The sequence below is a fragment of the Polaromonas sp. UBA4122 genome (genome assembly GCA_002381615.1).
Classification (GTDB): domain Bacteria; phylum Pseudomonadota; class Gammaproteobacteria; order Burkholderiales; family Burkholderiaceae_C; genus Polaromonas.
The window spans coordinates 27291-27775 of record DFWY01000092.1; the positions used below are offsets into that span (position 1 = coordinate 27291).

Annotated in this window: 1 protein-coding gene; it reads right to left on the bottom strand. The window is 62.1% G+C overall.

What is annotated here, in order from left to right; translation table 11 throughout:
* The coding region (locus B3F77_RS12505; protein ID WP_293605265.1) for a hypothetical protein at positions 1–485 on the bottom strand (485 nt) is incomplete at both ends.

Sequence of the window (485 nt, forward strand, 5' to 3'; positions counted from 1 at the left end):
GATGAAGCCGACTCCGCCATCTCGGTGTCTTCGAAGCCGGTGAGCAGCGTGTAGGAGTGCGGGCCACTTCGGGTTTTGACGCCATTTTCAGCCACGACCGACGGGCCGTGCGCGGATGCCGCGAGCAGGGCTTGTTTAAAGGCCGCCAATTCATCCGCATGGATCGGCTCATAGCGCTCGTCAGGCGGTTTGGCCGGATTCGCCGGTCCACGCGCCGTCGCTATGACATCCCCCTGCAGCTCGGCTGTTTGCGCCACCTCCCGGGGGATCGGCCTGGGCTTGCGCACAGCGGCCACTTCATCCATGCGCCAGTAAACGGCTGGCACCGTGATTTCAAAACGTGCTTTGGCGTTCTGGACAATCAGCGCCTCAATCTCGGCAAGCTGCCCGGGCGAGCCGCCAAAGGCCTTGGCCAAGTCCATCATGACCAGGAATTCGTTCCCGGGCTGGTCCAGGGAAAGCACCTTGAATTTATAGCTGGCGGA